At 72.2% G+C, this 25,519-nt stretch carries 22 protein-coding genes; 8 read left to right on the forward strand and 14 right to left on the reverse strand.

Annotated features, from left to right (window positions below; all coding sequences use genetic code 11):
- Window positions 1-57: 57 nt before the first annotated feature.
- The 3 genes from TBR22_RS06450 to TBR22_RS06460 all read right to left on the reverse strand — a co-directional run bounded on the left by TBR22_RS06450 (window position 58) and on the right by TBR22_RS06460 (window position 4,702).
- Window positions 58-2,052 carry a hybrid sensor histidine kinase/response regulator gene (locus tag TBR22_RS06450; RefSeq protein WP_239492139.1) on the reverse strand — a complete coding sequence of 665 codons (1,995 nt, stop codon included), beginning with the start codon at window positions 2,050-2,052 and terminating at the stop codon, window positions 58-60.
- The gene (locus TBR22_RS06455; protein ID WP_239492140.1) at window positions 2,053-4,149 is read right to left on the reverse strand and encodes a histidine kinase dimerization/phosphoacceptor domain -containing protein; all 2,097 of its coding nucleotides are present in this window, start codon (window positions 4,147-4,149) and stop codon (window positions 2,053-2,055) included.
- 160 nt (window positions 4,150-4,309) lie between these two features.
- A complete protein-coding gene (locus TBR22_RS06460; RefSeq protein WP_239492141.1) occupies window positions 4,310-4,702 on the reverse strand; it encodes a hypothetical protein in 393 nt (130 codons plus the stop codon).
- A gap of 115 nt (window positions 4,703-4,817) precedes the next feature.
- On the opposite strand from TBR22_RS06460, the gene TBR22_RS06465 reads away from it, so the two are divergent.
- Window positions 4,818-6,437, forward strand: a complete 1,620-nt coding sequence (locus TBR22_RS06465; RefSeq protein ID WP_239492142.1) for an amidohydrolase family protein — start codon at window positions 4,818-4,820, stop codon at window positions 6,435-6,437.
- Between the two features lie 125 nt (window positions 6,438-6,562).
- On the forward strand, window positions 6,563-7,432 hold the full coding sequence (locus tag TBR22_RS06470; RefSeq protein ID WP_255665378.1) for a small ribosomal subunit Rsm22 family protein: 870 nt from the start codon (window positions 6,563-6,565) through the stop codon (window positions 7,430-7,432).
- On the opposite strand, the gene TBR22_RS06475 is transcribed toward TBR22_RS06470, so the two are convergent.
- Window positions 7,429-7,950 carry a DinB family protein gene (locus tag TBR22_RS06475; protein WP_239492144.1) on the reverse strand — a complete coding sequence of 174 codons (522 nt, stop codon included), beginning with the start codon at window positions 7,948-7,950 and terminating at the stop codon, window positions 7,429-7,431. The genes TBR22_RS06470 and TBR22_RS06475 overlap by 4 nt on opposite strands.
- Before the next feature lie 129 nt (window positions 7,951-8,079).
- Between TBR22_RS06475 and TBR22_RS06480 the strand changes: the two genes are divergently transcribed.
- A complete protein-coding gene (locus TBR22_RS06480) occupies window positions 8,080-8,658 on the forward strand; it encodes a cyclopropane-fatty-acyl-phospholipid synthase family protein (RefSeq protein WP_239492145.1) in 579 nt (192 codons plus the stop codon).
- A gap of 13 nt (window positions 8,659-8,671) precedes the next feature.
- Here TBR22_RS06480 and TBR22_RS06485 read toward each other — a convergent pair whose 3' ends face one another.
- Together TBR22_RS06485 and TBR22_RS06490 are read right to left on the reverse strand one after the other, a co-directional pair.
- Window positions 8,672-10,945 (reverse strand): ATP-binding protein, encoded by a 2,274-nt coding sequence (locus TBR22_RS06485; protein WP_239492146.1) that lies wholly within the window; start codon window positions 10,943-10,945, stop codon window positions 8,672-8,674.
- A 126-nt stretch (window positions 10,946-11,071) separates the two neighbouring features.
- The gene (locus TBR22_RS06490; RefSeq protein WP_239492147.1) at window positions 11,072-11,923 is read right to left on the reverse strand and encodes a DMT family transporter; all 852 of its coding nucleotides are present in this window, start codon (window positions 11,921-11,923) and stop codon (window positions 11,072-11,074) included.
- 139 nt (window positions 11,924-12,062) lie between these two features.
- Between TBR22_RS06490 and TBR22_RS06495 the strand changes: the two genes are divergently transcribed.
- The 3 genes from TBR22_RS06495 (at window position 12,063) to TBR22_RS06505 (ending at window position 15,980) form a co-directional block, all read left to right on the forward strand.
- The gene (locus TBR22_RS06495; protein ID WP_239492148.1) at window positions 12,063-13,415 is read left to right on the forward strand and encodes a Gfo/Idh/MocA family protein; all 1,353 of its coding nucleotides are present in this window, start codon (window positions 12,063-12,065) and stop codon (window positions 13,413-13,415) included.
- Window positions 13,416-13,466: 51 nt separating this feature from the next.
- Window positions 13,467-15,257: an ankyrin repeat domain-containing protein gene (locus TBR22_RS06500; RefSeq protein ID WP_239492149.1), complete on the forward strand. Its 1,791-nt coding sequence runs from the start codon at window positions 13,467-13,469 to the stop codon at window positions 15,255-15,257.
- 84 nt (window positions 15,258-15,341) lie between these two features.
- Complete coding sequence (locus TBR22_RS06505) at window positions 15,342-15,980, forward strand: DUF2911 domain-containing protein (protein WP_239492150.1); 639 nt, start codon at window positions 15,342-15,344, stop codon at window positions 15,978-15,980.
- Window positions 15,981-16,041: 61 nt separating this feature from the next.
- Here the strand turns inward: TBR22_RS06505 and TBR22_RS06510 are convergent, their stop codons facing one another.
- On the reverse strand, window positions 16,042-17,049 hold the full coding sequence (locus TBR22_RS06510) for an SMP-30/gluconolactonase/LRE family protein (RefSeq protein ID WP_239492151.1): 1,008 nt from the start codon (window positions 17,047-17,049) through the stop codon (window positions 16,042-16,044).
- Between the two features lie 60 nt (window positions 17,050-17,109).
- Here TBR22_RS06510 and TBR22_RS06515 point away from each other — a divergent pair, with 60 nt between their 5' ends.
- Window positions 17,110-17,952, forward strand: a complete 843-nt coding sequence (locus TBR22_RS06515) for a cytochrome c (protein ID WP_239492152.1) — start codon at window positions 17,110-17,112, stop codon at window positions 17,950-17,952.
- Between the two features lie 14 nt (window positions 17,953-17,966).
- On the opposite strand, the gene TBR22_RS06520 is transcribed toward TBR22_RS06515, so the two are convergent.
- The 6 genes from TBR22_RS06520 to TBR22_RS06545 all read right to left on the reverse strand — a co-directional run bounded on the left by TBR22_RS06520 (window position 17,967) and on the right by TBR22_RS06545 (window position 21,167).
- A complete protein-coding gene (locus tag TBR22_RS06520) occupies window positions 17,967-18,536 on the reverse strand; it encodes a zf-HC2 domain-containing protein (RefSeq protein ID WP_239492153.1) in 570 nt (189 codons plus the stop codon).
- Window positions 18,533-19,111, reverse strand: a complete 579-nt coding sequence (locus TBR22_RS06525) for an RNA polymerase sigma factor (RefSeq protein ID WP_239492154.1) — start codon at window positions 19,109-19,111, stop codon at window positions 18,533-18,535. Before TBR22_RS06525 ends, TBR22_RS06520 begins: the two co-directional genes overlap by 4 nt.
- 14 nt (window positions 19,112-19,125) lie before the next feature.
- On the reverse strand, window positions 19,126-19,878 hold the full coding sequence (locus TBR22_RS06530) for a hypothetical protein (protein ID WP_239492155.1): 753 nt from the start codon (window positions 19,876-19,878) through the stop codon (window positions 19,126-19,128).
- 103 nt (window positions 19,879-19,981) lie between these two features.
- Window positions 19,982-20,302 (reverse strand): L-rhamnose mutarotase, encoded by a 321-nt coding sequence (rhaM, locus tag TBR22_RS06535; protein WP_239492156.1) that lies wholly within the window; start codon window positions 20,300-20,302, stop codon window positions 19,982-19,984.
- A 41-nt stretch (window positions 20,303-20,343) separates the two neighbouring features.
- Entirely contained in the window at window positions 20,344-20,736 is a 393-nt protein-coding gene (locus TBR22_RS06540; RefSeq protein WP_239492157.1) for a VOC family protein, read from the reverse strand.
- Window positions 20,737-20,750: 14 nt separating this feature from the next.
- The gene (locus TBR22_RS06545; RefSeq protein WP_239492158.1) at window positions 20,751-21,167 is read right to left on the reverse strand and encodes a hypothetical protein; all 417 of its coding nucleotides are present in this window, start codon (window positions 21,165-21,167) and stop codon (window positions 20,751-20,753) included.
- A 134-nt stretch (window positions 21,168-21,301) separates the two neighbouring features.
- Here TBR22_RS06545 and TBR22_RS06550 point away from each other — a divergent pair, with 134 nt between their 5' ends.
- The gene (locus tag TBR22_RS06550; RefSeq protein WP_239492159.1) at window positions 21,302-23,866 is read left to right on the forward strand and encodes a glycoside hydrolase N-terminal domain-containing protein; all 2,565 of its coding nucleotides are present in this window, start codon (window positions 21,302-21,304) and stop codon (window positions 23,864-23,866) included.
- Window positions 23,867-23,908: 42 nt separating this feature from the next.
- Here the strand turns inward: TBR22_RS06550 and TBR22_RS06555 are convergent, their stop codons facing one another.
- The gene (locus TBR22_RS06555; RefSeq protein ID WP_239492160.1) at window positions 23,909-25,417 is read right to left on the reverse strand and encodes an ATP-binding protein; all 1,509 of its coding nucleotides are present in this window, start codon (window positions 25,415-25,417) and stop codon (window positions 23,909-23,911) included.
- Between the last annotated feature and the right edge of the window lie 102 nt (window positions 25,418-25,519).

Here is a 25,519-nt window from a genome sequence, read left to right on the forward strand (position 1 = left end):
ACGCCTAAGGCCGGACGCCGAACGGAAACGCCGAACGCCGATTGGGTTGGCAGGGCGTCAGGGGCGGACCGGGGGCTTGCGGAGCACGTCGCGCACCGCGAGCAGGAGGTGACGGCCCTTGAACGGCTTCTGGAGAAACGCCAGGCCGTCGCGCATGATGCCCTGGCGCAGGACCGTGTCGGCCGTGTAGCCCGACATGAAGAGGGCGCGAATCTCCGGGCGCTCGGCGCCGAGCCGTTGCGTCAGCTCGCGCCCGCCCAGCCGCGGCATCACCACGTCGGTGAGCACCATGTCGATGCGGCCGCGGTGGGCCGCCGCCTTCTCGAGCGCGTCCTCGCCATCGGTGGCGGCGATCACCGTGTAGCCGTGCTGCTCGAGCAACGTGCGGGTGAGGCCGCGCACCGCTTCCTCGTCCTCGGCCAGCAGCACCACGGCAGGCGTCTCGGCGCGCAGGTCCTCGTCGTCGACCTCGCCAGCGCTGGCCGGCGGCGCCGCGTCCTGGTCGGCGGCCAACGGGAAGTAGAGCTTGAACGACGTGCCGTGCCCGGGCTCGCTGTAGAGGATCACCTGCCCGCCCGCGACGCGCACCATGTCGCGCACCACGGCAAGGCCGAGGCCCGTCCCGTGCCCATCGGCCTTGGTCGAGAAGAACGGCTCGAAGACGCGCGAGGAGATTTCCGGCGCGATGCCCGCGCCCGTGTCGGTCACCGCCACCAGCACGTAGTCACCGGCGGGCAGTTGCTCGTCGGCGCCGGCGCGCCATCCGGCATCGAGCGAGGTCACGCTGCTCTCGATGGTCAGCGTGCCGCCGCGCGGCATGGCGTCGCGCGCGTTCAGCGCGAGGTTGAGGATCACCTGCTCGAACTGCCCGGCGTCGACCCGCACGCGCGCGCCGCGCCCGTGCGCCAGCCGCCGCAGCGTGATCGAGGGCGGTAGCACCTGCGCGAGCAGGTCCTCGAGCGCGGCGAGCAGGTCGCTCACGTCGGCCAGTTGCGGTCGGGGGATGCGGTGCCGGCTGAACGAGAGCAGCTGCCGGGTGATGCCCGCGGTGCGATCGCCGGCCTGCTTGAGCTCCTCCACCAGGCCGCGGTTCGGGTCGTCGGCGGCCAGCTGCGACAGCAGCAGCTCGGCGTAGCCGGTCACGACCGTCATCATGTTGTTGACGTCGTGGGCCACCCCGCCGGCCAGGCGACCCACCGCCTCGAGCTTCTGGGCCTCGCGCAGGCGCGTCTCGGCCTCGCGCGCCGCGTCCTCCTGGCGCCGCCGCAGCGACACGTCGCGGAACACCACCACGGCGCCGCGCGCGTCGGTGCCATCGGCAATCGGCGCCGCCGACAGCTCCACCACGCGCGGCTCGCCTTCACGCCGCAGGAGCTGGAGGGGCTCGGCGATCACCTGCACCGCCTGCTGCGCGATGGCCTGCCGCGCCGGATCACGGACCGCGGCGCGGTCCTCCTCGCCGACCACCGGGAACACCTCGACGATGGGCCGCCCCTCGGCCTCCTGCCGCGTCCACCCGGTGATCTGTTCCGCGGCGGGATTGAGGAAGGTCACGGTGCCGTCGGCGTCGGTCGCGATCACCGCATCGCCGATGCTGCTCAGGGTGGTCAGGAACCGCTGCTCGCTGGCCCGCAGATCGCGCTCGAGCCGGCACCGGTGCAGGGCCAGGCTCAGGGTGACGCGCAGCTCGTGCTCCTGCAGCGGCTTGAGGATGTAACCGTAGGGACTGGCCGCCTTGGCGCGCTCCACCGTCATCTGGTCGGAGTGCGCGGTCAGGAACACGATGGGTGTGCCGAGCGTGCGGCTGATCTGCGTGGCGGCCTCGATGCCGTCCATCTCGCCCTTGAGCCGGATGTCCATCAGCACGAGGTCGGGGCGCGCCTGCTGCGCCGCCACGATCGCCTGCTCGCCGCTGACGACCAGTCCCACGACGGTGGCGCCGATGCTCTCGAGCCGCTCGCGCAGCTCCTCGCCGAGCAGCCGCTCGTCCTCGACGATGAGGATCCGGACGTCGAACCCGGTGGCGGTGGCGGTGGCGTGGGTGATGGGCATTTATGCGGGTATCGGCGACGGGAGCGCGCCAGGGGCGGCCGCCCCCACGACGAGAGGGAAGGTCAGGCTGGTGCGGGTGCCGCGTTCCTGGCGCACGGTCGCGAGGCGGCCCTCGAGTTGCTCGGTGAGGGCCTGCATGAGGCGCATGCCCAGCGTCTGCGTCCGATCGGGGAGGAGGTCTTCGGGCACGCCGACGCCATTGTCCACGATCTCGATGCGCACCTCGCCGCTCCTGGCCAGGGCCTGCACGCGGAGCACCGGCGGCGCGCCGTCGACGAACGCGTGCTTGAAGGCGTTGGTCAGCACCTCGTTGAGTAGCAGGCCGCAGGGCACCGCCTGGTCCAGCGACAGCCGGATCGGCGCGATCTCGCGCTCGATGCGCAGCCCCGGCAGCGTGCCGCGGTACACGTTGGCCAGGTGATCCACCAGCGAGTCGAGGTAGCGCGAGAAGTCCACCGCCGACAGGTCGTCGGACCGGTACAGCACCTCGTGGACCATCGCCATGCTGCGCACGCGCGACTCGCTCTCGCGGAACACCCGCACCGTGTCCGGGTCCTTCGCATACCGTTGCTGCAGGTAGAACAGGCTCGACATGACGGCCATGTTGTTCTTGACGCGGTGGTGGACCTCGCGCAGCAGCACTTCCTTCTCGCGCAGGTTGGTCGCCATCCGTCGCTCGACGGCCCGTTGCTCGGTCACGTCGCGCACCGTCGCGATGATGCGCAACTGCTCGCCGAGCCGGTACGGACTCAGCCCCACCTGCGCCGGGAACGTCTTGCCGTCGCTGCGCACCGCGGTCAGGTCGGGCCCGGGACCACGCGTCAGCATCGCCTGCGGGTCGGCGGCGTAGCGCTCGCGATAGGCCTGCACCGCGCGCCGGTCGGTCTCGGCGACCAGCATGTCGCTCGACTGCCCCAGCAACTGGTTGCGCGAGTAGCCGAACATCCACTCCAGCGCGCCGTTGACCTCGACGATCAGCCCCTCGTCGTCGACCACGACGATGCCTTCGGGGGTGGCGTCGAGCAGCATGCGCAGCGACAGCGCGGTCCGCTCACGCTCGCCGATCTCGTGGACGAGCACGCCGTTGGCCTCGGCGAGGGCCTCGTTGAGCAGGCGCGTCTGGAACTCCTGCCAGCGTCCCTGCTCGATGGCCAGGGCCAGCACCAGCGTCGCCATGCCGATCGTGGCCAGGTACCACTGCGTCACGACGACGCGCGCGTCGAGGTCGGGGTGGGTGAGCGCGAACGCCGCGCCGCCGGCCCCCGTGCCCGAGACGGCGACCAGCGACAGGCCCACCATGGCGAGCACCGCGCCGCGGACGCCGAAGCGTACCGCGATCAGGATCGCGAACGGGATCACCTCGAAGGGCAGCGAGAGCAGCATCGGCGCCCGCACGATCCCGACGCCGTCGAAGAAGACCAGCACCGACACGAGGGACATGGCCCCGAACGCGAGGATCGCCTCCGGCGCTCGGCCGGCCCGCTGGGCGCCGGGCGACGTGGGCACGTGGGGGCGCTTCCAGACCAGGGCTGCCGGGGCGAACAGCATGATGCCGACGGCGTGGCCCGACGACCACACGGTGAACACGTGCCACGCGTCCACCATGGACCCGCCCGCGCCGCGCACGAACATCGCCGCGGCCGCCGCCGCCACCATGGAGCTCAGCGTCCCGACGGTGACCAGCGCGAACAGGTCCTGGGGGCTGTCGAACCGGACCAGGGCCGGCCGCATCCGCATCAGCGTCCACGTCGCCAGTACGGCCTCGGCCACGCCCAGGCCCGACAAGGGCAGCGCCAGGGTCAACGGCACGCCGAGCAGGTGCTGCAGGAGCGCGGTCGTGCCCCAGGCCGCCCCGGCCATCGACCACCAGGCCGCCCGGGGCAACAGCAGGAGTGCGCCGACGAGCACGCCGGCGGCCGGCCAGAGGATGGCGATGGAGCCGGGCACGCTGAACAGCCGGAAGCCGGCCCAAGCGGCGACGCCGTAGATCCCGGTCGCGGTCAGGATCTGCAGCGGCAGGGGCACCGCGACGACCCGGGGGCGGGCGGCGGGACCTGACGTGTAGGGCGACTCCTGACGGGCGGGGGGATGGGGCACGGGCGGATGGTATGCCGCGTGCCAATGCAAGAGGAACTCCAGCCATGGGCGGGCCGGAGCGGGCCACCTGCTCGGGAAAAGTGGCCGCAGGAGGCGAAGGCGACCCGGCCGGCGGGCGACAGGTGTCGGCCCGTCGATGCCGCGGTCGGCCGGCCGGCCGTCAGGAGATGCTGGCGGTGCCCGGAGAGAACGACGGCGGGTCGCTGGCCGGGAAGGACTCCTCGGACGCCTCGTCGATGCGGGCGTTGGCCGCGTCCTGCGTCGAGGCCGCGGGGCCGAGCCACCGGCGGACCGTCTGCACGTCGTCGTGCCCCAGCAGGGCGCGCGTCAGGAGGATGCCGACGCCGATGCCGACCAGGCTCACGCCCAGCCAGGTGAGCGTCTGCCGGCCTTCGCCTGCCGGATCGAGTCCGGGACGGTCGCCGAGCCAGGCGCCGCTGTGCGGCGCGTCGTCGGCCAACCCCTCGCCGAAGGCATCCACCGGATACCCGCGGTCGCTCCGCTTCCACAACTTCTTGTCGAACATGCGCGGGCCCTCCGTCTCTCGAGTCATCGACGTGTCCTCACGGCATCGTCTCACAGAAGAAGACGCCTGAATCTCGTCGGGAGTTTGCTGACGCCGCCCGTCGTGTGCGGGGCGCCGCACGCGCTGGCGTACACTCGACGCCGTGCATCGGCGGCGTTTGCTCACCGGCGCCGGCGCGAGTGCGCTGGTGGCGACCCTCGGTCCCTGGGCGCGGGCGCCACGCGCCTCGCAGGCCCGCCACGCAGAGATCCTCATCCGCGGGGGCCGCGTCTTCGACGGGGCGCTGCAGGAGCCGCGCGCCGGCGACGTCGCGGTCGGACAAGGCCGCATCCTCGCGGTCGGCGACCTGCCCGGGTGGTCGGCGGCCCGCACCATCGACGCCGGAGGACGCATCGTCGCGCCCGGCTTCGTCGACACGCACTCGCATGCCGGCGAGAGCCTGGTCAGGAAGGGCCTGCACTCGGCCGAGGCGCTGCTGGCGCAGGGCGTCACCACGCTGGTCATCAATCCCGATGGCGGCGGCCCGGTGGACCTTGCCAGACAGCGCGCCGCGATGGGCCTGCTCGGGCTCGGCGTCAACGTCGCGCCGCTGGTGGGGCACGGCTCGATTCGCGGGGCGGTGCTCGGCGGCGAGAACCGCGCCCCCTCGCCGGCCGAGCGCACCCGCATGCACGACCTGCTGCGGAGCGCCCTGCGGGAGGGCGCGTTCGGGCTCTCGAGCGGGCTGTTCTACACCCCCGGTGCGTACGCCGCCACCGACGAAGTCACCGACCTCATGCGGGTCGCCGCGGAGGTGCTCGGGCCGTCGGCGGTCCACACCAGCCACATCCGCGACGAAGGCACCTACTCGATCGGCGTCGTCGCCGCGGTGGACGAGATCATCGCCATCGCCGAGGGGTCAGGCACCACGGGCATCGTGACGCACATGAAGGCGCTCGGCCCCGACGCCTGGGGCCGGACGCGCGAGTGCGTGGCGCACGTCGAGGCGGCGCGTCGCCGTGGCGTCGCGGTGTGGGCCGACCAGTATCCCTACGAGGCCTCCGGCACGAGCCTGTTCGCGGCGCTGATCCCGCGCGAGGCGCAACGGGGCGGCCGCGCGGCGCTGGCCACCCGGCTCGCCGACCCGGCGCAGCGCGCCGCCCTGCTGCCGCAGGTGGCCGACAACATCCGCCGCCGCGGCGGCGCCGCATCACTGCTGATCGCGTTCCATCCGCCCGACCGCAGCGTCGAAGGGCGATCGCTGGCGCAACTGGCCGAGGCGCGGCACGTGCCGCCCGAGGAGGTCGCGCTGGCGCTGGTGGCCCGCCACGACACGTCCACGGTGTCGTTCAACATGTCCATGGACGACATCGAGTACCTGATGCGCCAGCCCTGGATGATGACCTGCAGCGACGGGGCGACGTACTTCGCCGGCGAGGGCAAGCCGCACCCGCGCGGGCACGGCGCCTTCACGCGCAAGCTGACGACCTTCGTGCGCGAGCGCGGCACCGTGTCGCTGACACAGGCGCTGCACTCGATGACCGGGTTGCCGGCGCAGGTCTGCTCGATCGCCGGGCGTGGACGCCTCGTCGAGGGCGCGCACGCCGACGTCGTCGTGTTCGATCCGGCAGCGCTGCGCGACGAGGCGACCTATGCCGAGCCGCACCGTCACGCGACCGGCATGTCCTGGGTGCTGGTCAACGGCGTGCCTGCCATCGCCGATGGCCGATCGACCGGCGCGCTGGCGGGCGTGTCGCTGCGGCGGGAGGCGCGGCGCTCCTGACCGGCGGCCTGCCCCCGGCCCTGCTCGAGGCCGTCGAGCGGGAGGTCGATGCGCGCCCGGCGGCGCGGGTCGCTGCCGCCGCTGCCGCGCTCAGCGAGGACTACGCGGGTGGGCGCCCGTCGGCCATCGACGACGATGCGTGGCACGCCGCGTACCTTGCGGTGCGCCTGCCCGCCACGTATGCGGCCGTCGCGGCGACCCTCGGCATGGTGCCGCCGGAGATGCGGGCCGGCGTGCGGGATCTGCTGGATCTCGGCGCGGGGCCAGGCACCGCCACGTGGGCGGCCCTGGCCGCGTGCGCGGACCTGAAGGCCGTGACGCAGGTCGACCGCAGCGCCGCGCTGCTGGCCATCGGGACGCGCCTCGCACCGGCGGCGGTCGAGGGCCGCGACGTTGCGCTGGCCTCGCGCGTCGCCGACATCGGGGCGTCGACCGCGTGGCCGGCGGCCGACCTCGTGGTCAGCGCGTTCACGCAGGGCGAACTGGCGGGCCCGGCGCGGGCCCGCCTCGTGCTCGGCGCCTGGGCAGCATCACGCCACCTGCTGGTGCTCGTGGAGCCGGGGACCCCGGTCGGCTTCGCGCACCTGGCGGAGGCGCGGACGACGCTGCTGGGCGCGGGGGCGCAGATGGTGGCGCCGTGCCCGCATGCGGGCCCCTGCCCGGTGCGCGAGGCGGCCGGCCGCGACTGGTGTCACTTCAGCGTGCGGCTGCCGCGGACGCGGCGGCATCGACAGCTGAAGGGCGGGACGCTGGGGTACGAGGACGAGAAGTTCGCGTGCCTGGCCGTGGCACGGACGGCGGCGGCGCCGGCAGCTGCCCGGGTGCTGCGGCACCCGCGGGTCTCGAAGGGGCAGATCAGCCTCGACCTGTGCACGGCCGACGGCCTGCGCCGCGAGGTGGTGACGCGCCGCGACGCGTGGTGGCGCGCGGCGCGCAAGGCGACGTGGGGCGATGCCTGGGACCGGGACACCGCCCCTGCCGATACCGACGACTAGCGGCCCTCGCTCGAGGGCGGCACGATGCCCTTGAGGCGCATGTAGGTCACCATGTTGCCGTAGTGCTCCATGTTGTGCGAGTTGTTGAAGGCGAACACGGCGAGGCGCGGCGTCGGGCCGGTGAAGAACTTGATCTCCTCGTGCACGTTGGCCGCGGTCAGCTTGCCGATGGCGGTCTCGCAATAGGCGAGCGACTCGCCGAGCGCCTTCTCGAGCGCGGCCTTGCCGGTGACGGTCTTCTCGATGTTGCCGGGCGCCGGGCTCTTCTCGCCGATCGCCGTCGAACAGATCATGTAGTTGGCGTTGGCCACGTGCCCCACCAACTCGCCGAAGCTGCGCACCTCGGGGGTGGGCTTGAAGGCGTAGTCGGCCTCGGCCACCTTGGCGGCCGACTTCACGAGGTTTCCCTTCACCATGGCGTGCTGGGCCTTGATTGCGGCCACCATGGGGTTGTCCTGGGCCGCCGCGAGCGCCGCAGTGCCGAGCACGATCGCCATCGCCATCGCCGTACGCATCATGTGTGTCCGTCCTCCCGATCGCCCGACATGGACGAGCCGGAGGCATTGTACCGAAGCCTCCAAGCACGTCCGTTGACGTCTGCTAGGATTGACGAACCTGTGAGCAATCCCTTCCGAAAGGATTCGTGCATGACCGGTGGGTTCAGGGCAGTCCTCCTCGGCGCGGCCATCGTGACCGCGCTGTCGTGCTCGACCGGCGCCGCGGCGCTCGACGGGATGCAGGCGCCGAGCTCGCCCCTGCAGACCGAGCGCCGTCCCGACGTGATCTTCGTGCCCACCCGCGAAGTGGTGATCGACGCCATGCTGAAGGCGGCCAAGGTGACGCCGGCCGACGTGGTGTACGACCTCGGCTGCGGCGACGGGCGCATCGTCGTCGCGGCAGCCAAGCTCGGGGCCCGCGCCGTCGGCATCGACATCGACCCGCAGCGCATCAAGGAAGCCAACGAGAACGCCGCCAAGCATGGCGTGACGGGCAAGGCGACCTTCCGCCAGGAAGACCTGTTCGAGGCCGACATCCGGGAGGCGACGGTGGTCACGCTCTACCTGCTGCCGAGCCTCAACGTGAAGCTCCGGCCGCGCCTGCTCGAACAGCTCAAGCCGGGGACCCGCATCGTCTCGCACGACTTCGACATGGGCGACTGGGCGCCCGAGGAGACCATCGAGGTCGACGGCAAGACCGTCTACCTCTGGACGGTGCCGAAGAAGTAGCGTCGCTGGCGAGTCAGGGCCGGCTGGCCGGGGCCGCGAGCTGGCCGTCAGCCAACCGCACCAGCGTCTCCACCAGCAGGCCGGGCTCGACCGGCTTGGCCAGGTGCGCCAGGAAGCCCGCCTCGAGCGCGCGCTGCCGGTCGTCGGCGCGCGCCAGGCCGCTCAGCGCGATCGCCGGCACCGCGCCGCCGCCGATCGCGGCCAGCAGCGCGAACCCGTCGCGGGTCGGCATGCTGAGGTCGCTCACCAGGATGCGCGCCGGACGTTCCGCCCACAGCGCTTCCGCTTCCCGCGCCGAGCGCGCCGTGCGCACCAGGGCGCCCTCGCGCTCGAGCACGAACGCGATCAGCTCCACCGTGTCGGCGTGATCGTCGACGACGAGGATGTCGACGCCGGCCAAACGCTTGTGCAGGCGCGCCTGGCGGGCCACGTCGGCGCGCGGCGCCGGGGCGTCGGCCCGACGCTCGTGCGCCAGCGGCAGTCGCGCCACGAAGCTGGAGCCCCTGCCCCGGCCCTCGGAGCTGGCCGAGATGCTGCCGCCGAGGTGCTCCACGATGTACCGGGTGATGGACAGGCCGAGCCCGAGCCCTTCGTGCTCGCGGGTGGAGCTGGTGTCGGCCTGCTGGAAGCGCTCGAAGATCGACGGCAGCAGTGAAGGGTCGATGCCCTCGCCCGTGTCGCAGACCTCGAGTCTGGCCTGCCCCTGATCCAACCCGCACGCCACGTGCACCGAGCCGCCCGCCGGCGTGAACTTCACCGCATTGGTGAACAGGTTGGAGATCACCTGGCGCACGCGTTCCCGATCGGCGACGACGAAGGGATCCCCACTCACCTCCAGCGACACCTCGAGCCCCTTGTCGGCAGCCAGCGGGCGCAACTCGTCGACGGTCTCGCGGACGACGCTGGCCAGCGGCAGGGTGCTCAGGTGGAAGACCAGCTTGCCGGAGACGATGCGGGAGACGTCCAGCATGTCGTTGATCAGCTGCGTCTGCTGACGGAGGTTGCGCTCGATCGTGTCGAGCGCGCGCCCGACGTGGGTCGCGTCCAGGGGCCCGGTCCGCAGCACCTGCACCCAGCCGAGCACCGACTGCATCGGCGACCGGAGCTCGTGCGACAGCACCGCGAGGAACTCGTCCTTGGCGCGGCTGGACCGCTCGGCGGCCTCGCGCGACGCCTCGGCGGCCTCGAGCAGCAGCTGCCGCTCGGCGATGCGCTCGCGCAGGTCCTGGTTCAGCGCCCGGATGCGCTCCTCGGTGGCGCGCTGGGGCGTGACGTCCTGCATCACGCCCTGCACCAGCACGAGCTCGCCCACGGCGTCGAAGAGCAGACGGCCGCGGTCCTCGATCCACACGGGACCCTCGCGGCCCTGCAGGAACGCCTCCGACAGGCGGTACTGCGACTGGTACTGCCCGTCGGCCGAGCGCGACGCCTCGCGGATGCGGGCGACGTGGGCCGGCCGATCGTCGGGGTGGATCAGCGCCGTGCCTTCCTCGCGATTGGTGGGCAACTGGTCGGCCGGGATGCCGAGCACGTCACTGGCCGACGCGCCGTAGCGCACCCGATCGGCGCGCGGGTCGTACTCCCATGCGGCCATGCGCGCCGAGGCCAGCGCCCGGTGCAGCCGCTCCTGGTGGCTCAGCGCCTGTTCGCGCAGTTGCCGGGCCTCGGTGACGTCGCGGAACACCACCGAGATGCCCTCGGCGGTCGGCGACACATGGAGCTGCGACCACCCGCCCGGGCGCAACACGGTGGGCAGTTCGACCGTCACCGGCACGCGCTGCTCCATGACTTCGCGGTAGTAGTGCTCGAGCGGTGTCCCGAGCGCCTGGGGGAACACGTCCCAGCAGACGCGCCCGATCAGCTCGTCCTCGCGGCGGCCGAAGTAGCGCTGCGCTGCGTCGTTGACGTAGGTGTACCGCCACGAGAAGTCGACGGCCACGAAGCCGTCGGTGATGCTGTCGAGCACCGTCTGGACGCGGTGCTCGGCGCGTTCGGCCCGCAGGCGCGCCTGTCCGGTGAGATGGGTGAGCCAGACAATCGACCCGCCGACGATCAGGAAGACGAGGAAGGGCAGGAGCGCGAGCGGAGCGTGGGCGGCGCCGGGCACCCAGAGCCAGGCGCTGGCCGCGGCCGACAGCATGAGGGCGACGATGCCCGGGCCGAGCCCGCCGACCAGCGCCGCGAGGACGATCGCGCCATAGAAGGGGCCGAACGTCGTGCTGCGCGGCTCGGCGCCGAGGGCGAGCAGGCCCAGGCGACAGAGCACCGCGCCCGCGACGAACAGCACGGCGATGCCATATCGGCCGACGGGAGACGCGAGGCGCACCATGCGTGACGGGGGCCGGGTGGCGGCGGGAGGCGCTCCCGGGAGTTCATCCGACGCGACCGGGGGAGTCAAGCTCAGCAAGAAGGATCAGCCGTGCGCAGCAACCGGCGCGGGCCGCCAGGCACGCGCCGTGGTGGCCACCAGCACGAGGCCGCCGCCGAGGCTGCCCAGCAGCCCGGGAGTTTCGCCGTGGACCAGGAACGTCCACAACGGATTGAGCGCCGGCTCGAGGAGCAACAGCAGCGACGCCTCGAGGGCCGGGAGCTTGCCGATGCCCCGCGTGAGCAGCACGTACGACAGCCCGAGCTGGAAGCACCCGAGATACCCGATGACCGCCCAGTCCACGGGGCGTGCGCCCACCACGGGGAACGCCAGCGGCGCGCAGAGCAGGAACGCCAAGACGTTGCCGTAGAAGGTCGCCGTCATGGCGCCGCGGAGGCCTTCGTCGCGGGAGATGTGCCGGACGCCGACCAGGACCAGGGCCCACGTGACGCCGCTCGCCGTGGCGATCACGTTGCCGAGCACGGGATTGGGGGCCGTGGTCGAGGGCGCGACCGAGCCGGCGAACAGCAGCACGAGCCCGATGCCGACGACCACCAGGAACGGGAGGTCGCTGGCGTGCATCCGCTCGCCGAGCAGCCATGGTCCCAGCAACACGAGGTACAGGGGGGCGGCGGCCTGCAGGAACACGGCATGTGCCGACGTCGTGAGCTTGTTGGCGACGATGAACGTGATGAAGGTGACCGCGATGATCAGGCCGACGCCCAGCGTGCGCCAGGTCGGGCGGAGATGGATGCGGGCCACCAGCAGCAGGAACACGGCCGCGACCGCCGAACGGAAGCCGGCCACCTGCCAGGAAGTCAGTGTCGTCGCCTTCACGACCATGCCCGCGGTGGAGAAGAGCACGGCGGCGATCAGCACTTGCAGGCGTCCACTCATCGGGGCGGGATCGTATCAGGGTCACGTGAACGTCGGCCGCGCCCAGCCACTAGCCCCCAGCCTCTATCCCCCCGCTTCATTCACATGAGCCGATGATCGGTCGCTCCCGCCGGCCACGCGGGTGTGGTGAAATGCGCGCATGTCGCTGTCCTCATCCTCGTCCCGACTCTCGCGCCGCGCCTTCGTCGCGCGGACGCTCGGCACCACCGGCGCCCTCGGCCTTGCGCCCCTCACCGGCCTGGCGCGCGGCGCCGGGATCCAGGGCGCCAACGACGCCGTGGGAGTGGGCGTGATCGGGGCCGGCATCCGCGGCGAGATCCTGATTCGCGCCACGAAATCCATTCCCGGGACGCGCATCGTGGGCGTCGCCGACGTCTACGACGGGCACTTCGCGCGCAGCAAGGAAATTCTGGGCGACGCCATCGTCACGACGCGCGACTACCGGCGACTGCTCGACAACAAGGACGTCCAGGCGGTCGTCATCGTCACGCCCGACCACTGGCACAAGCAGATGGCGATCGAGGCGATGGCCGCCGGCAAGGACGTGTACATCGAGAAACCGATGACGCACGCCTGGGAGGAAGGCGAGGCGATCGTCGCGGCGGCGCGCACGCACAAGCGCATCGTGCAGGCGGGCAGCCAGTGGGCCAGCATGCCGGGCAACCCGAAGGCGATCGAGATCATCAAGAGCGGCCGGCTCGGCAAGATCACGCAAATCAACGGCGCGTTCAACCGCAACACGGCGACCGGCGCCTGGTACTACCCCGTCCCGCCCGACGCGTCGCCCGAGACCATCGACTGGCCGCGCTTCCTCGGCTCGGCGAAGAAGGTACCCTTCGATGCCGAGCGCTTCTTCCGGTGGCGCCTGTACTGGGACTACTCGGGCGGGCTGCCCACCGACCTGTTCGTGCACCTGATCACCGCGACACACACGCTCATGGGCGTGAGCATGCCGAGCGAGGTGTTCGGGATGGGCGGCATCTACCGCTGGAAGGACCGCGAGGTACCCGACCAGATGGCGGCGGTGATCGACTACCCCGAGGGCTTCACCCTGAATCTCGCGGCGACGGCCAACAACGGCCACCCGTATCCGCCGCTGACGATCCTGGGCACCGAAGGCGCGCTGGAGTACTACGCGAATCGGCTCGTGGTCTACGACGAGCCGATGCTCGAGAACTACACCTACTCGACCAACCACTTCTCCGCGGCGCAGAAGGACGCGTTCGCCGCGAAGCAGGATCTCGACCGCGCGTCGATGCGGCCGAAGGCGACGGCGACCACCAAGGCCGCGCCTGCCGAGGAGATCAAGGTGGAGGGCGGCGACGCGACGGTGCCGCACATGGCCGCGTTCTACGACAGCGTCCGCACGCGCAAGGAGCCGTTCGAGAACGCGGCGATGGGCCATCGGTGCGCGACCGTCGGCCACATGGTCAACCTCAGCTACCAGAAGGGCGCGCTCGCGAAGTGGGATGGCAAGCGGGTGGTGGTGTGAGAATGCCGGGACTGCCTGTTCTCCGAACGGGCCTTCAGCGTTCTGGACAGCATGCGCCGTCGTGTTGGCTTCCTTCTGCTCCTGTGTCTCGCGATGCCGGCGACGGTGTCGGGTGGGCCGGCGCCCACGGCGCGGGCCGCGGCGCTTCGGGCGATCCCGCAGCTGCAGTCGTCTGCCGAGACCTGGTTCGAGAAGCGCAAGTGCGCGTCGTGCCATCACCAGGGGCTCGGCATGCTGACGATGGCGGTGGCGCGCGAGCGTGGCGTGCCGATCGACGAGCGACTCCTGTCACGGCAGCTCGATCGGACCCTGCCGCTGCCGCGGTACTGGCTCGAGTCCTTCGTCCTCGGTGAAGTCAGCATCAACGAGCCGGTCGGACAGAGCTACCGGGCGATCGCCGTCGGGGTGCTCGGCGCCACCCGAACGCCCCTCACCGACGCCATGGGGCACCTGCTGCTGGGGCAGCAGCACGTGTCGGGCGCGTGGCGGTCGTACTCGCATCGGCCGCCGCTCGAGGACACCGCGTTCACGGCCACGGCCCTCACCATCCGCGCCCTCAGCCTGTATCCGCCGCCCGGTCGCGAGGCCGACGTCGCGCGTCGCGTCGCGCGGGCGCGCGCCTGGCTGGCTGCCGCGACCCCGCGCGACACCGAGGACCGCGCCATGCAGATCCTCGGGCTGGCCTGGGCCGGGGCGCCGGCGTCGTCGCTGGCCGCCCACCGCCGCGCGTTGCTGGCACAGCAACGGCCGGACGGCGGCTGGGCGCAGATCCCCACGCGCGCCAGCGACGCCTACGCGACCGGGCAGGTGCTCGTGGCGCTCTCGCAGGCGGCGGGTCTGTCGGTGCGCCACCCGTCGTTCCGTCGCGGCATCGAGTTCCTCCGCACCACGCAGCACGACGATGGGTCGTGGCTCGTCGAGACGCGCCGGACATGGCGACCCGGGCTGGAGCACGTCGAGACCGGCTACCCGCACGGCAAGCACCAGTTCATCTCGTACGCCGGTGCGGGGTGGGCGACGCTGGCCCTGCTGCTGTCGGACCGCGACGCGCGGTCGCCGGCGATCGTCGGTCGCCCCCGTGCCGGGCGGCCGGCCACGGGGCCGAGCACGGAGCCCGACGGCCTGACGCCACTCATGCGCGCCGCGTACCTCGGGTCGCTCGCCGACGTCGAGGCGCGCCTCGCGGCGGGCGACGACGTCGATGCGAGCAGCCCGCGCGGGCTCACGGCGCTGATGTGCGCCGTGGCCGACCCGGCGAAGGTCGAGCGCCTGCTGCGCGCTGGCGCCGATCCCGCGAAGGCCACAGAGACGGGGCACACGGCATTGCTGTTGGCTGCCGGCACGAGCGGTGCCATGGACTCGGTGCGACTCCTGCTGGCGCGGGGTGTCGCGACCGATGCGAGGACGACGCGCGGCACGTTCTCCGACCAGACGCCCTTGATGCGGGCCCTCCTGCGCGGCGATCTCGCCATCGCCGCGCGCCTGCTCGATGCCGGGGCGAGGATCGACGGCCCGGCGGGCACGGAACTCCCACCCGTGCTCGTGCCCGTCTTCCAGCAGGACGCCGAGACGCTGCGGTGGATGATCGCCCGCGGCGTCAACCTGGACGTGCACTTCTCCGACGAGTTCGTGCAGGGCGCCACGCCACTGATGATCGCGGCCGAGGAAGGCTCGCCAGAAACGGTGCGAGTGCTGCTCGAGGCCGGCGCCGACCCGACGCGGCGCGACTCCCTGGGGCACACCGCCCGCGACCTCGTGGACAAGGGCATCGACTACGGGCCGACGGGCATCCGCGCCCTGCTCGTGACCGCGGAAGGCGCGCGCGACGCGGCCCGTCCGTGATGAGATGATGTCGACCTAGCTGGCTCCGCCGCGCCCCGTGGCGCCTGCGGGGGCCGTGCTCCCGGGAGGGACGACACAGTGCGAATGCTGACGAGACTGACGATGACCGCGGCGAGCCTGGTGCTTGCCGCGACGGCAAGTGCGCAATCGGTGCCGGAGGTGAAGCTGCCGCCCTCCCCGATGGGGCAGGCTGCGGTACAACTGGGCGGCTCATGGAGCAAGACCGCCGACGGCGAGCGCTACCAGGGCGGCAAGTGGATCGTCGTCGATTACAGCCGGCCGCTGCTGCGCGGGCGGAAGAACATCTTCGGCAGCGGCGCCGAGTACGGCAAGGCGGTGATGGCTGGCGCGCCCCTCTGGCGCGCCGGCGCCAACGCGACCACCACGCTGACCACGCAGCTCCCGCTGATGGTTGGAGACAAGCGCCTGGAGCCGGGGGTCTACAACGTGTTCGTCGACCTGAAGCCGGGGAACTGGACGCTGGTGATCAGCAACCAGCCGCGGCAGCCGAAGTACGACCCGAAGGACAAGGTCAACCTGTACGGCACCTACAACTACGACCCGAAGTTCGACGTCGTCCGTGTGCCGATGCTGGTGGACTCGGTCGAGTACTCGGTCGAGCAGTTCATGATCACGTTCATCAACGCCACCGACACGTCGGTGGTCATGGCGATGGCGTGGGAGAACACCGCGGCGCTCGCCGAGCTCACGGTCGCGAAGTAGGCAGGGAACGGCTCGAGGCTTCAGGCTCAAGGCTGAGCCCTGAGCCCTGAACCCTCAGCCCTCAGCGGGCGCCGGTCGTCTCCACGAACATGCTGTAGATCGACTGGCTGGCGGTCATGAAGAGGCGATTGCCCTTGGCGCCGCCGAAGCACAGGTTGCTGCACACCTCGGGCAGGTCGATCTGGCCGATGTGCGTGCCGTCGGGCGCGATGATGCGCACGCCGTCGTAGCCGGCCCCGGCCCAGCCGGCGCTCGCCCAGACGTTGCCGTCGGCATCGCAGCGGATGCCGTCGGCGCCGCCCTTGCCCATGTCGTGGAACAGGCGACGGTTGGCCAGCGCCTTGCCGCCGACCACGTCGAACACGTGGATGCCGCGGGGCCACGACGGCGACGGGTTCTCCGTGTCGGCCACGTACAGCTTCGAGTAGTCCGGCGAGAAGCAGAGGCCGTTGGGCCGCTTGATCGCCTCGGTCATCGGCGTCGCGACCCGGGTGGCCGGGTCCCAGCGATAGACGCGTGTCGGCAGCTTGAACTCCTCGGGCACGCCCTCGTAGCGCGAGAGCAGGCCGTAGCCGGGGTCGGTGAACCAGAGCGATCCGTCGGGATGCGCGACCACGTCATTGGGAGAGTTGAGGGGCTGGCCGTCGACGCGGTCCACCAGCACGGTGATCGCGCCGTTGGTCTCGGTACGGACCACGCGCCGCCGCTCGCAGGTGATCAGGCGCCCCTGGAGATCACGGGTGTTGCCGTTGCAGTTGTTCGACGGACTGCGGAACACGCTGACCTCGCCGGTCTCCTCGGTCCAGCGCAGCATCCGGTCGTTGGGGATGTCGCTCCAGATCAGGCAGCGCAGGTCGCCGAACCACACCGGCCCCTCGGCCCAGCGGCAGCCGGTGTACAGGCGTTCCACGACGGCGTTGCCGACGCGATACTTGTCGAAGCGCGGGTCCAGCGATCGCACCGCGGGGTCGGGGTACCGCGTCACGGGGGGCAGTTGGCCGGCTTCGGCCCTGGCAAGGGGGGCCAACGCGCCGATGGCCGACAACGAGAGAAATGCACGACGATCCACTGGTCGCCTCCTGGGGCGTGATCCTGCGTGTGTGCGCAGACGATACATGAGCTGCCGCGCATGACACCACTCCGCCACTGGCTGACCAGGACCGCGGCCGCCGGGGCCGTGCTCGCCGGCCTCGCGTGGGGCAGCACGTACCTGCTGACCGAGCGTCGCCTGCACGCGACCTCGGCATGGCCCGTGCTCCCGGTGGGCCGGGTGCCCGCCGACGAGGCCGCGAGGCGCGACGGCGCGCGCCTCGGGCGCGTGCTCGGCTGCGCGAGCTGCCACGGCGAGGGCCTGTCGGGCGCCCGCCACGAGGACGCGCGTACCGGCGTCGACCTCGTGGCGCCCAACCTCACGCGCCTCGTGCCTGCCTACGGCGACGACGCCCTCGCGCGGGCCATCCGGGCAGGCGTGGGACGGGACGGGCGGGCGCTCTACGGCATGCCGGCGCGCAGCTTCCGGCACCTCACCGACGAGGACGTGCGTCGCCTGATCGCCTGGCTGCGGACCCTGCCCGCCCGGGCCGACGCGGTCGGCGCACGACGACTGCGCCTGATCGACCGCCTGCGACTGCTGGCGGGGGTGGGCATGCCCGACGCGCTCACCATGGCCCCGGCTGCGCCGATCCGGCCTTCGGCCAGCGACGCGACGACGCGCGGGCGCTATCTCGCGCACGTCGCGTGCGGCGAGTGTCACGGCGCGACCCTGGAGGGCGACGGCGCACGCGTGCCGCCGCTGACGGTCGCGGTCGCGTACACCGAGGACGCCTTCCGGCACCTGATGCGCACGGGCGAGACGCCGGGCGGCCGCGATCTCTGGCTGATGGACGACACCGCCCGCGCCCGCTTCGCGCATCTCACCGACGAGGAGATTGCGGACCTGTACGCCTACCTGCGGTCGCGCGCCGGACAGTAGCTCGCCGTCCTGCGTCAGCGCCGCAGCGCACCGGCGTGGACCAGCGTGTAGCGGCCGACCGGACGCGGCGTCTCGCCGACATGGGCGGAGAGTTCGAGGTCCACGCGCACGACCGGGAGTTCACGGATCCAGGCGGCCGGGTCCATGAACAGGATCTCGCCTGGCGTCTCGCGCGAGACGGGACCCGTGACCTGCACGGCAGCACCGCCGGCGACGCGGCGCGTCAGCGTCACCTCGGTCGCCTCTCCCACGTCGGCCCGCAACCGCAACACCATGAGGTCGTCGTCGTCCCACACCGCGCAGGGCACGACGGCGCCCGGCGCGAGCGTGTACGAGCGCACGCGGAGCCCCTCGCGCGCCAGCCGGTTCAGGACCGCGTCGGTCACGAAGCCGCCCACCTGCGAGGTCCGTACGGCAGCCCCGATGGCGCGGACCAGCGCCTCGGCCGCGGCCGCACGCGTGCCGCACGCCCCGCACGAGAACAGGTGGTCCTCGAGGGCCATGCCCTCGTCGGGTGACAGATCGCCGGACGCATAGTCCAGCAGGGCGGCGAAGGTGAGACGGGTGCAGCCCGGGCTGGTCATGCCTGCGCCCCTCCCAGCACGCAGTCGCGCAGGCGGGCCATGGCGCGATGACGGATCACGCGGACGGCGCCGGCCGACAGGCCGAGGTCGGCGGCGATGCGTGGCGCGTCCTGCTCGGCGTACCAGGTGAGCAGGACGACGAGCCGGTCGCGCGCGTCGAGCGCCCGCAGGCACGACGCGAGCCGGGGCGCGTCGAGCGTCGCCTCGGTGGGGTGGGCGGCGACGGGAGACGGCGCGAGGTAGCGGGCCGCGAGGTCCTCGCGCCGCTGCCGGCGTCGTCGTTCGCCGGCCGCCAGTCGGCGGCTGACGCCGAGGATGTACGAGCCGATCTCGCCGGGGCTGCGGACGTCGCCAGCACGGAGCTTGTCGAACACGAGCAGCAGGACCTCCTGCGCGAGATCCTCGGCCGCGGCCTCGTCCCGGAGGTGGCGCCGGCCGTACAGGCGCACGCGCGGCGCGTAGCGGCGGTACAACTCGGCCTCCTCGTCGACGGTGGCCGCGGGCGGGCCCGCTGCGATGCGGCGCGCCAGCACGTCGTCGGCCAGCGCGCCCGTCGTGGCATCCGCCTCCGGCATGCGCCGGACGGTACTCACCCCACCGGGGCGACGTCAACCGGCACGGCGCCGAGGCGGCGTTCCAGCATGCCGGCAGCCGCGCGCAGTGCGCCGCCACCGTCACCGACGAACGTCGAGCCGTGCATCGCGGCCAGCACGCGAGGCTGCAGGTCGGCCAGTTCGTCGAGGCGTCGTCGCGTCGCTGGCGTCAGCGGCACGTAGTCCATGAGCACCGGGTGCTCCTGGTAGGCGGCGATGGCCGTGTCCCAGCGGCCGAGGATGTCGCTGGAGGTGACGGGCTCGACGTCGCCGAGCTGGTGGAACAGATCGGAGCAGAGAAGCACGCCCGAGGTCTCCTCGAACAGCAGGCCGGCGTCCCAGCCGTGCGGCAGGTGCGGTGTCGGCACGAAGCGATACCGGTGCCGTCCGGTGTCGATCACCTCGTCGCGCCGCAGGCCGCGGGCCGGCCGATCCGAGAAGTCGGCGAGGTTGACCATCGCCCCGACCTCGCTGCACACCGGCTGCGCGCGCGGGGCGACGGCGAGCCACTCGTTGAGGGCGCCACACTCGTCCACCTCGAAGTGGCTCCAGCTGATCCAGCGGAGCGTGGACGGGTCGATCACCTGCGCCAGCGCGTCGCGCACCTCGGGGAACATCCGGCGCATGCCGGTGTGGAACAGCAGCGGCTCCTCGTCGCGGATGAGGAAGTGGTTGAACTGCAGGTCGATCTGCGGCACGTGGATCGAGATGCGGTACAGGTCAGGGGCAACTTCGTCGATGCGGGCCATGGACACCTCCCGGACGCGGCGCACTCGCGCGTCCCGTCGAGGAAGTGCCGCCAGCCGGCCAGGTGTTACATCCGCATCGGCGAGTGCCGACCGGCGCCATCGCTCACATCCTGAAGACCTCGCGCAGCGGCACCTGCACCGGCGATGCGTCGGGGTTGGTGTCCATGATGTCGGCCATCATCGCCCACCAGCGGCGCATCACCGGGTGATCGGGCAGGGCGTCGAGCGTGTGGTCCGTGCGGCGCGTCAGCACGGCGAACAGCGCGCGCGTCTCCTCGTCGAGGAAGATGCGGTACTCCACCACCCCCGACGCCCGCAGCAGGTCGGCCAGCTCTGGCCAGATCTCGTCGTGGCGACGCTTGTACTCGTCGGCTCGACCCTCGTGCAGGCGCATGCGGAAGGCGACGGTCTCGGTGTGGGCCATGGCGAGGTCCTCGCGGATCGGGGATCGGGGATCGCGGCGCTCTACATCATCGGCACGGCACGCCTGGCCAACTGGATCGGCAGACCCCAGGGATCGCGCAGCATGACCAGGTGCGACCCATCGGGGTGACGCTGGTGTTCGACCAGCACGGCGCCCGCGGCGACCAGCCGCTCGGTGTCGGCGTCGGGATCGGCCGACGTGAAGGCCACGTGCAGCTGCACGGGGTGCAGGTCGCGGTACAGGTCGGCGCGCGCGACCGGGTTGTTGTAGATCTCGATCATCGCCCGACGCGACGCGTCGGCGAGGAAGTGCATGTGCGCGGGGGCGTCGCCGCGCCGGACGACCGTCATGCCGAGGTGAGTGACGTACCACTCGGCGACGGCCACCGGGTCGCCGACGTTGACCGCGAGGTGCTCGAAAGCCAGGCCTGCCATGACGGCAGGTTGTATCACGCCGAGGCCGTCGGGACGACCTCCGCGGTCGGGTCTTCGCGCAGCCAGGCCTGCGCGTCCTCGAGCGACCTGAACACGCTGAAGGTCACCGGGCTCTCGTGGGCGAGGATCTCGGCCATGCGCCCGAGGCCGTACATCGCCGCATGGTCCCCGCCGACGACCATGGCCCACCGCGCGCCCGCCAGTCGGTCGGCGCGGAGCTGGAACAGGCCGACCATCGCGCGCATGCAGTCGGTGGGCGGCGGCACCTCGAGGTCGCGGACGTCTTCCAGCACCGGCATGCCCGGCGCGTACGCGGCATCGTCGATCATCGCGCTGACGAGGGAGACGAAGTCCGGCCACGAGAGCGGCTGGCCCGAGATGGTCAGCACGGCGCAGGCGCTTGGGGTGTCGATGCGGTAGTGTGCGGCCACGTCGCGATTCCTCCTGCCACGGCGGGCGAGATGCAATGGCGCCCCATCCCGGGTGGCGGGTGGGGCGTGGGTGCGGGCAGCCCACCTGGCGTAGGATGCGACGCGTGAATCGCCGGAATCGAACACCCTCGGGGGTGCCCCTCCGGACGTCCGGCCGCCGGACGTTCCTCGAGTCGTTGCTCGCGCTTGGGGCCCTGCCGCTCCTGCGCGGCGGGCTGCTCGCCCAGTCAATCGGCGATGGCGCGTCACTGCTGCAATTGGCCTATGCGCGTCCGGCTCGCCAGTGGGTCGAGGCGCTGCCGCTCGGCAACGGGCGCCTCGGCGCGATGGTGTTCGGCGGCGTCCAGACCGAGCGGCTGCAGCTGAACGAGGACACGCTGTGGTCGGGCGGGCCCTCCGACTGGAACAACCCCGGAGCGCGCGCCGCGCTGACCGACGTCCGGGCGCTGGTGGCGGCCGGGCGTTTCGCCGAGGCCGATCAGGCTGCCAGGCGGATGATGGGCCCCTACACCCAGTCCTACCTGCCGCTCGGCGACCTGCACGTCGTGCACGACCACGGCGACCTCGCGCGACGCTACACGCGGACGCTCGACCTCGCGACCGGCGAGGCCGTCGTGTCGTACCGGCAGGGGAAGGCGACCTTCACGCGCCGCGTCATCGCCAGTCATCCGGACCAGGTGATCGCGATGGACCTGTCGTGCGACACGCCGGGCCTGCTCGCCTGCGTGGCGCGCCTCTCCAGCCCGCTCCACGCGTCGGTCCGCGTCGACGGCGATGCGCTGGTGCTTCGGGGGCGGGCCCCCTCGCACGTCGAGCCGAACTACGAGGACGTGACCGACCCGGTGCGCTACGCCGACGATCGCGGCATGCACTTCGAGGCGCGGCTGGTGGTCCGCACCGACGGCCGCGCCGACGTGACGCCGGAGGGCATCCGCATCGACGGCGCCTCGCGCGCGACGCTCCTGCTCGCCATGGCCACCAGCTTTGCCGGCCCCGACCGCGCCGCGGTCGTCGACGGGCGCGACCCGGCCGCGATCACGTCGGCGCAGATCGCCGCGGCTCGGACGCGTGACTGGGACGCGCTGCGCGTCCGGCAGCGTGAGGATCACGCCGGGCTGATGTCGCGCGTCACGCTCGATCTCGGGTCGGCGCCGGAGACGCTGACGGCCCGCCCGCTCGACGTGCGCCTCGCCGAGGGGCCGGCCGACGATCCGTCGCTGGCCACGCTGCTGTTCCAGTACGGTCGCTACCTGCTCGTGTCGTGCAGCCGCCCCGGCACCCAACCGGCGAACCTACAGGGCCTGTGGAACGAACAGGTGCGCGCGCCGTGGAGCAGCAACTACACGGTCAACATCAACACCGAGATGAACTACTGGCCGGCCGAGCCGGCCAACCTGGCCGAATGCCATGCGCCGCTGCTGGCGATGGTCGGCGATCTGGCAGGCAAGGGCGCCGAGACCGCCCGCGTCAACTACGGCGCCCGAGGGTGGACGACCCACCACAACACCGACCTGTGGCGGCAGACGGCGCCGGTGGGCCGCTTCGGGGAGGGCGACCCGGTGTGGGCGTCGTGGCCGATGGGCGGCGCGTGGCTGTCGCAGCACCTGTGGGAGCACTACGCGTTCGGCGGCGATGCCGCGTGGCTGCGCGGCACGGCGTATCCGCTGATGCGAGGCGCCGCGGAGTTCTGCCTCGACCTGCTGGTGCCCGACGCCGACGGGTTCCTGGCGACCTCGCCCTCGACCTCGCCCGAGCACAAGTTCCGGCTCCCCGACGGTCGGCAGGCGGCGGTGAATGCCGGGAGCGCCATGGACCTCGGCCTCACGTGGGACGCCTGCACGAACGTGCTGCAGGCGGCATCGGTGCTCGGCGTGTCCGATGCCGTCACGGCGCGCATCGGGGAGGTCCTGCCGAAGCTCCGGCCCTACCGGATCGACGCCAACGGGGCCCTGCAGGAGTGGGGCGTGGACCTGCCGCCCGAGGATCCGCACCACCGTCATTTCTCGCACCTGTTCGCGTTGCATCCGGGGCGACAGATCACGCCGTTCGCGTCGCCGGCGCTCTTCATGGCCGCCCGCAAGGCACTCGAGCTGCGCGGCGACGACGGCACCGGGTGGTCGCTGGCGTGGAAGGTGAACGCGTGGGCGCGGTTGCGCGATGGCGATCGCGCGCACCGGCTCCTGGTGCGCCTGCTGCGGCTGGTGGACGAACTCGGCACGCGGATGAGCGGTGGCGGCGGCGTGTACGCGAACCTGTTCGACGCGCATCCGCCGTTCCAGATCGACGGCAACTTCGGCGCGACCGCCGGCATCTGCGAGATGCTGCTCCAGAGTCATGCCGGCGCGCTGGACCTGCTGCCGGCGCTGCCGTCGGCGTGGCCACGCGGTCGGGTCACCGGGCTGCGGGCGCGCGGCGGGTTCGAGGTCGATCTCGCCTGGGAGTCAGGCCGGCTGGTCAGCGGGCAGGTGCGATCGCGCCTGGGCGGCGTGTGCCGGCTGCGGGCCGCCACGCCCCTCCGCGTCAAGGGCGCGCCGGCGCGCGAGGCATCGGGGCCGTGCGCCAACCCGCTGCTGGCCACGCACTCAGTCGCCGCGCCCCTGGTGGCTCCCGGCGTGACCCCTGCGCCGCTGCCGACGATGACGTCCTACACGATCGACGTGGAGACCCGCGCCGGCGAGGCGTTCAGCGTCGGCGTCTAGCCGACGACAGCCGGCCGGTGGGCCGCGTCCCGGAACCCAGGATCAGCTCGTCGCCGCGAGCAGGGCCTCGATTTGCGCGACGTCGACCGGCTTGACGTGGTGGTGGTCGAAGCCGGCCTCGCGGGCCTTGCGGTGGTCTTCGGGCTGGCCCCAGCCGGTCACGGCCACCAACAGGACGTGGGCGTGCGCGGGATCGGCGCGCAGCGCGCGGGCGACGTCGTAGCCGCTCATGCCGGGCAGGCCGATGTCCAGCAGCAGGGCATCGGGCAGGAAGGTCTTCGCGAGGTCGAGGGCGGCGCCGCCGCTGGCCGCCGTGCGCACCTCATGGCCGCCCATCCGCAGCGCCACGGCCAGCGCCTCGGCCGCGTCGAGGTTGTCGTCGACCACGAGCACGCGGCGGCGAGCCCCGGGCGGCGGGGCCGCCAGGGCCGGGATGCCGGCCACCGGCGTCACCGGGGACGTGGCGACCGGCAGCCGAACCACGAACACCGCACCCCTGCCCGGCCCCTCGCTCTCGACCTCGATGGTGCCGCCGTGCCGGTGCACCAGCTCGCGCGCCACCGTGAGGCCGACGCCCAGCCCCCCGTAGCCGTGGGCCCGATCGATCTGCGTGAAGAGGTCGAAGATGCGCTCGCGATCCTCGGCAGCCAGTCCCTGGCCGTTGTCGCGCACGGCGATGACGACGGTGTCGCCGTCGCGGGTCGCCATCACGTCGATCTCGCCGCCCTCGGGCGTGTACTTCGCGGCGTTGTGGAACAGGTTGGAGAGCACTTGCGCGAGCCGTGCCGGGTCGGCGTCGACCGGCAGGGCCGTGTCGCCGAGGCGCCGCGTCACGCGATGACGGCGCGCCTCGATGATGGGCAGCGTCGATTCGAGCGCCTGCTCGATGATGGCCGAGACGTCCACGGTGCGCCGGCGCAGGTCGACCTGTCCGCGCGTGATGCGCGAGACGTCGAGGAGGTCGTCCACCAGCCGGGTCAACTGCTCGACCTGCCGCTCGATGATGTCCACGGCGCGGCTGGCCGAGCCATCGGTCGGTTCGAGGCGCCGCAGCACCTGCGCGGCGGTGCGGATCGGCGCGAGCGGGTTGCGCAGTTCGTGGCCGAGGGTGGCGAGGAACTCGTCCTTGCGACGGTCGGCGACCAGCAGGGCCGCCTCGGCCCGCTTGCGGGCATCGATGTCGCGCGACAGCACGGCGATGCCCTCGCCGGCGGGGAACACGTTGGACTCGAACCAGCGGCCGGAGCGCGCCGAGGGCGTCTCGAACAACTCGGCCTCGCGGGTGGCCATCACCCGCCGCAACCCGGTGGCGAAGGCCGAGCCCACCGCAAAGGGGAACACGTCCCAGAAGTTGCGACCGATGACGTCGTGCAGGGTCAGGCCGGCCCAGGTCAGGCCGGTCCGATTCATGTAGGTGATGGTCCAGTCGCCGCTGATCTCGGTGAAGCTGTCGGCCAGGTGCTCGACCGTGTCCACGAAGCGGCGATAGCCCTGCGCGAGGTCGTCCGCACCCGTCGCGTGTTCTCCCGCGTGGCGTGGACCGTTGTGCATGGTGCGGTCCGCAGTGTACCCGGAACTGCAGCGCGCGCCCCTCGTATCTGATGGGGACGGAGAGCGACAGATGAGGCGACCTGACCTGACGCGGGCGCGTGG

The organism is Luteitalea sp. TBR-22, from assembly GCF_016865485.1.
Taxonomy (GTDB): domain Bacteria; phylum Acidobacteriota; class Vicinamibacteria; order Vicinamibacterales; family Vicinamibacteraceae; genus Luteitalea.

What these genes read in the sequence shown, in the direction of transcription:
- TBR22_RS06450 (WP_239492139.1), bottom strand. Translation starts at nt 2,052, where the DNA reads ATGCCCATCACCCACGCCACCGCCACCGCCACCGGGTTCGACGTCCGG.
- TBR22_RS06460 (WP_239492141.1), bottom strand. Translation starts at nt 4,702, where the DNA reads ATGACTCGAGAGACGGAGGGCCCGCGCATGTTCGACAAGAAGTTGTGG.
- TBR22_RS06475 (WP_239492144.1), bottom strand. Translation starts at nt 7,950, where the DNA reads ATGATGCGTACGGCGATGGCGATGGCGATCGTGCTCGGCACTGCGGCG.
- TBR22_RS06480 (WP_239492145.1), top strand. Translation starts at nt 8,080, where the DNA reads ATGACCGGTGGGTTCAGGGCAGTCCTCCTCGGCGCGGCCATCGTGACC.
- TBR22_RS06490 (WP_239492147.1), bottom strand. Translation starts at nt 11,923, where the DNA reads ATGAGTGGACGCCTGCAAGTGCTGATCGCCGCCGTGCTCTTCTCCACC.
- TBR22_RS06495 (WP_239492148.1), top strand. Translation starts at nt 12,063, where the DNA reads ATGTCGCTGTCCTCATCCTCGTCCCGACTCTCGCGCCGCGCCTTCGTC.
- TBR22_RS06500 (WP_239492149.1), top strand. Translation starts at nt 13,467, where the DNA reads ATGCGCCGTCGTGTTGGCTTCCTTCTGCTCCTGTGTCTCGCGATGCCG.
- TBR22_RS06505 (WP_239492150.1), top strand. Translation starts at nt 15,342, where the DNA reads ATGCTGACGAGACTGACGATGACCGCGGCGAGCCTGGTGCTTGCCGCG.
- TBR22_RS06515 (WP_239492152.1), top strand. Translation starts at nt 17,110, where the DNA reads ATGACACCACTCCGCCACTGGCTGACCAGGACCGCGGCCGCCGGGGCC.
- TBR22_RS06520 (WP_239492153.1), bottom strand. Translation starts at nt 18,536, where the DNA reads ATGACCAGCCCGGGCTGCACCCGTCTCACCTTCGCCGCCCTGCTGGAC.
- TBR22_RS06525 (WP_239492154.1), bottom strand. Translation starts at nt 19,111, where the DNA reads ATGCCGGAGGCGGATGCCACGACGGGCGCGCTGGCCGACGACGTGCTG.
- TBR22_RS06530 (WP_239492155.1), bottom strand. Translation starts at nt 19,878, where the DNA reads ATGGCCCGCATCGACGAAGTTGCCCCTGACCTGTACCGCATCTCGATC.
- rhaM (WP_239492156.1), bottom strand. Translation starts at nt 20,302, where the DNA reads ATGGCCCACACCGAGACCGTCGCCTTCCGCATGCGCCTGCACGAGGGT.
- TBR22_RS06540 (WP_239492157.1), bottom strand. Translation starts at nt 20,736, where the DNA reads ATGGCAGGCCTGGCTTTCGAGCACCTCGCGGTCAACGTCGGCGACCCG.
- TBR22_RS06555 (WP_239492160.1), bottom strand. Translation starts at nt 25,417, where the DNA reads ATGCACAACGGTCCACGCCACGCGGGAGAACACGCGACGGGTGCGGAC.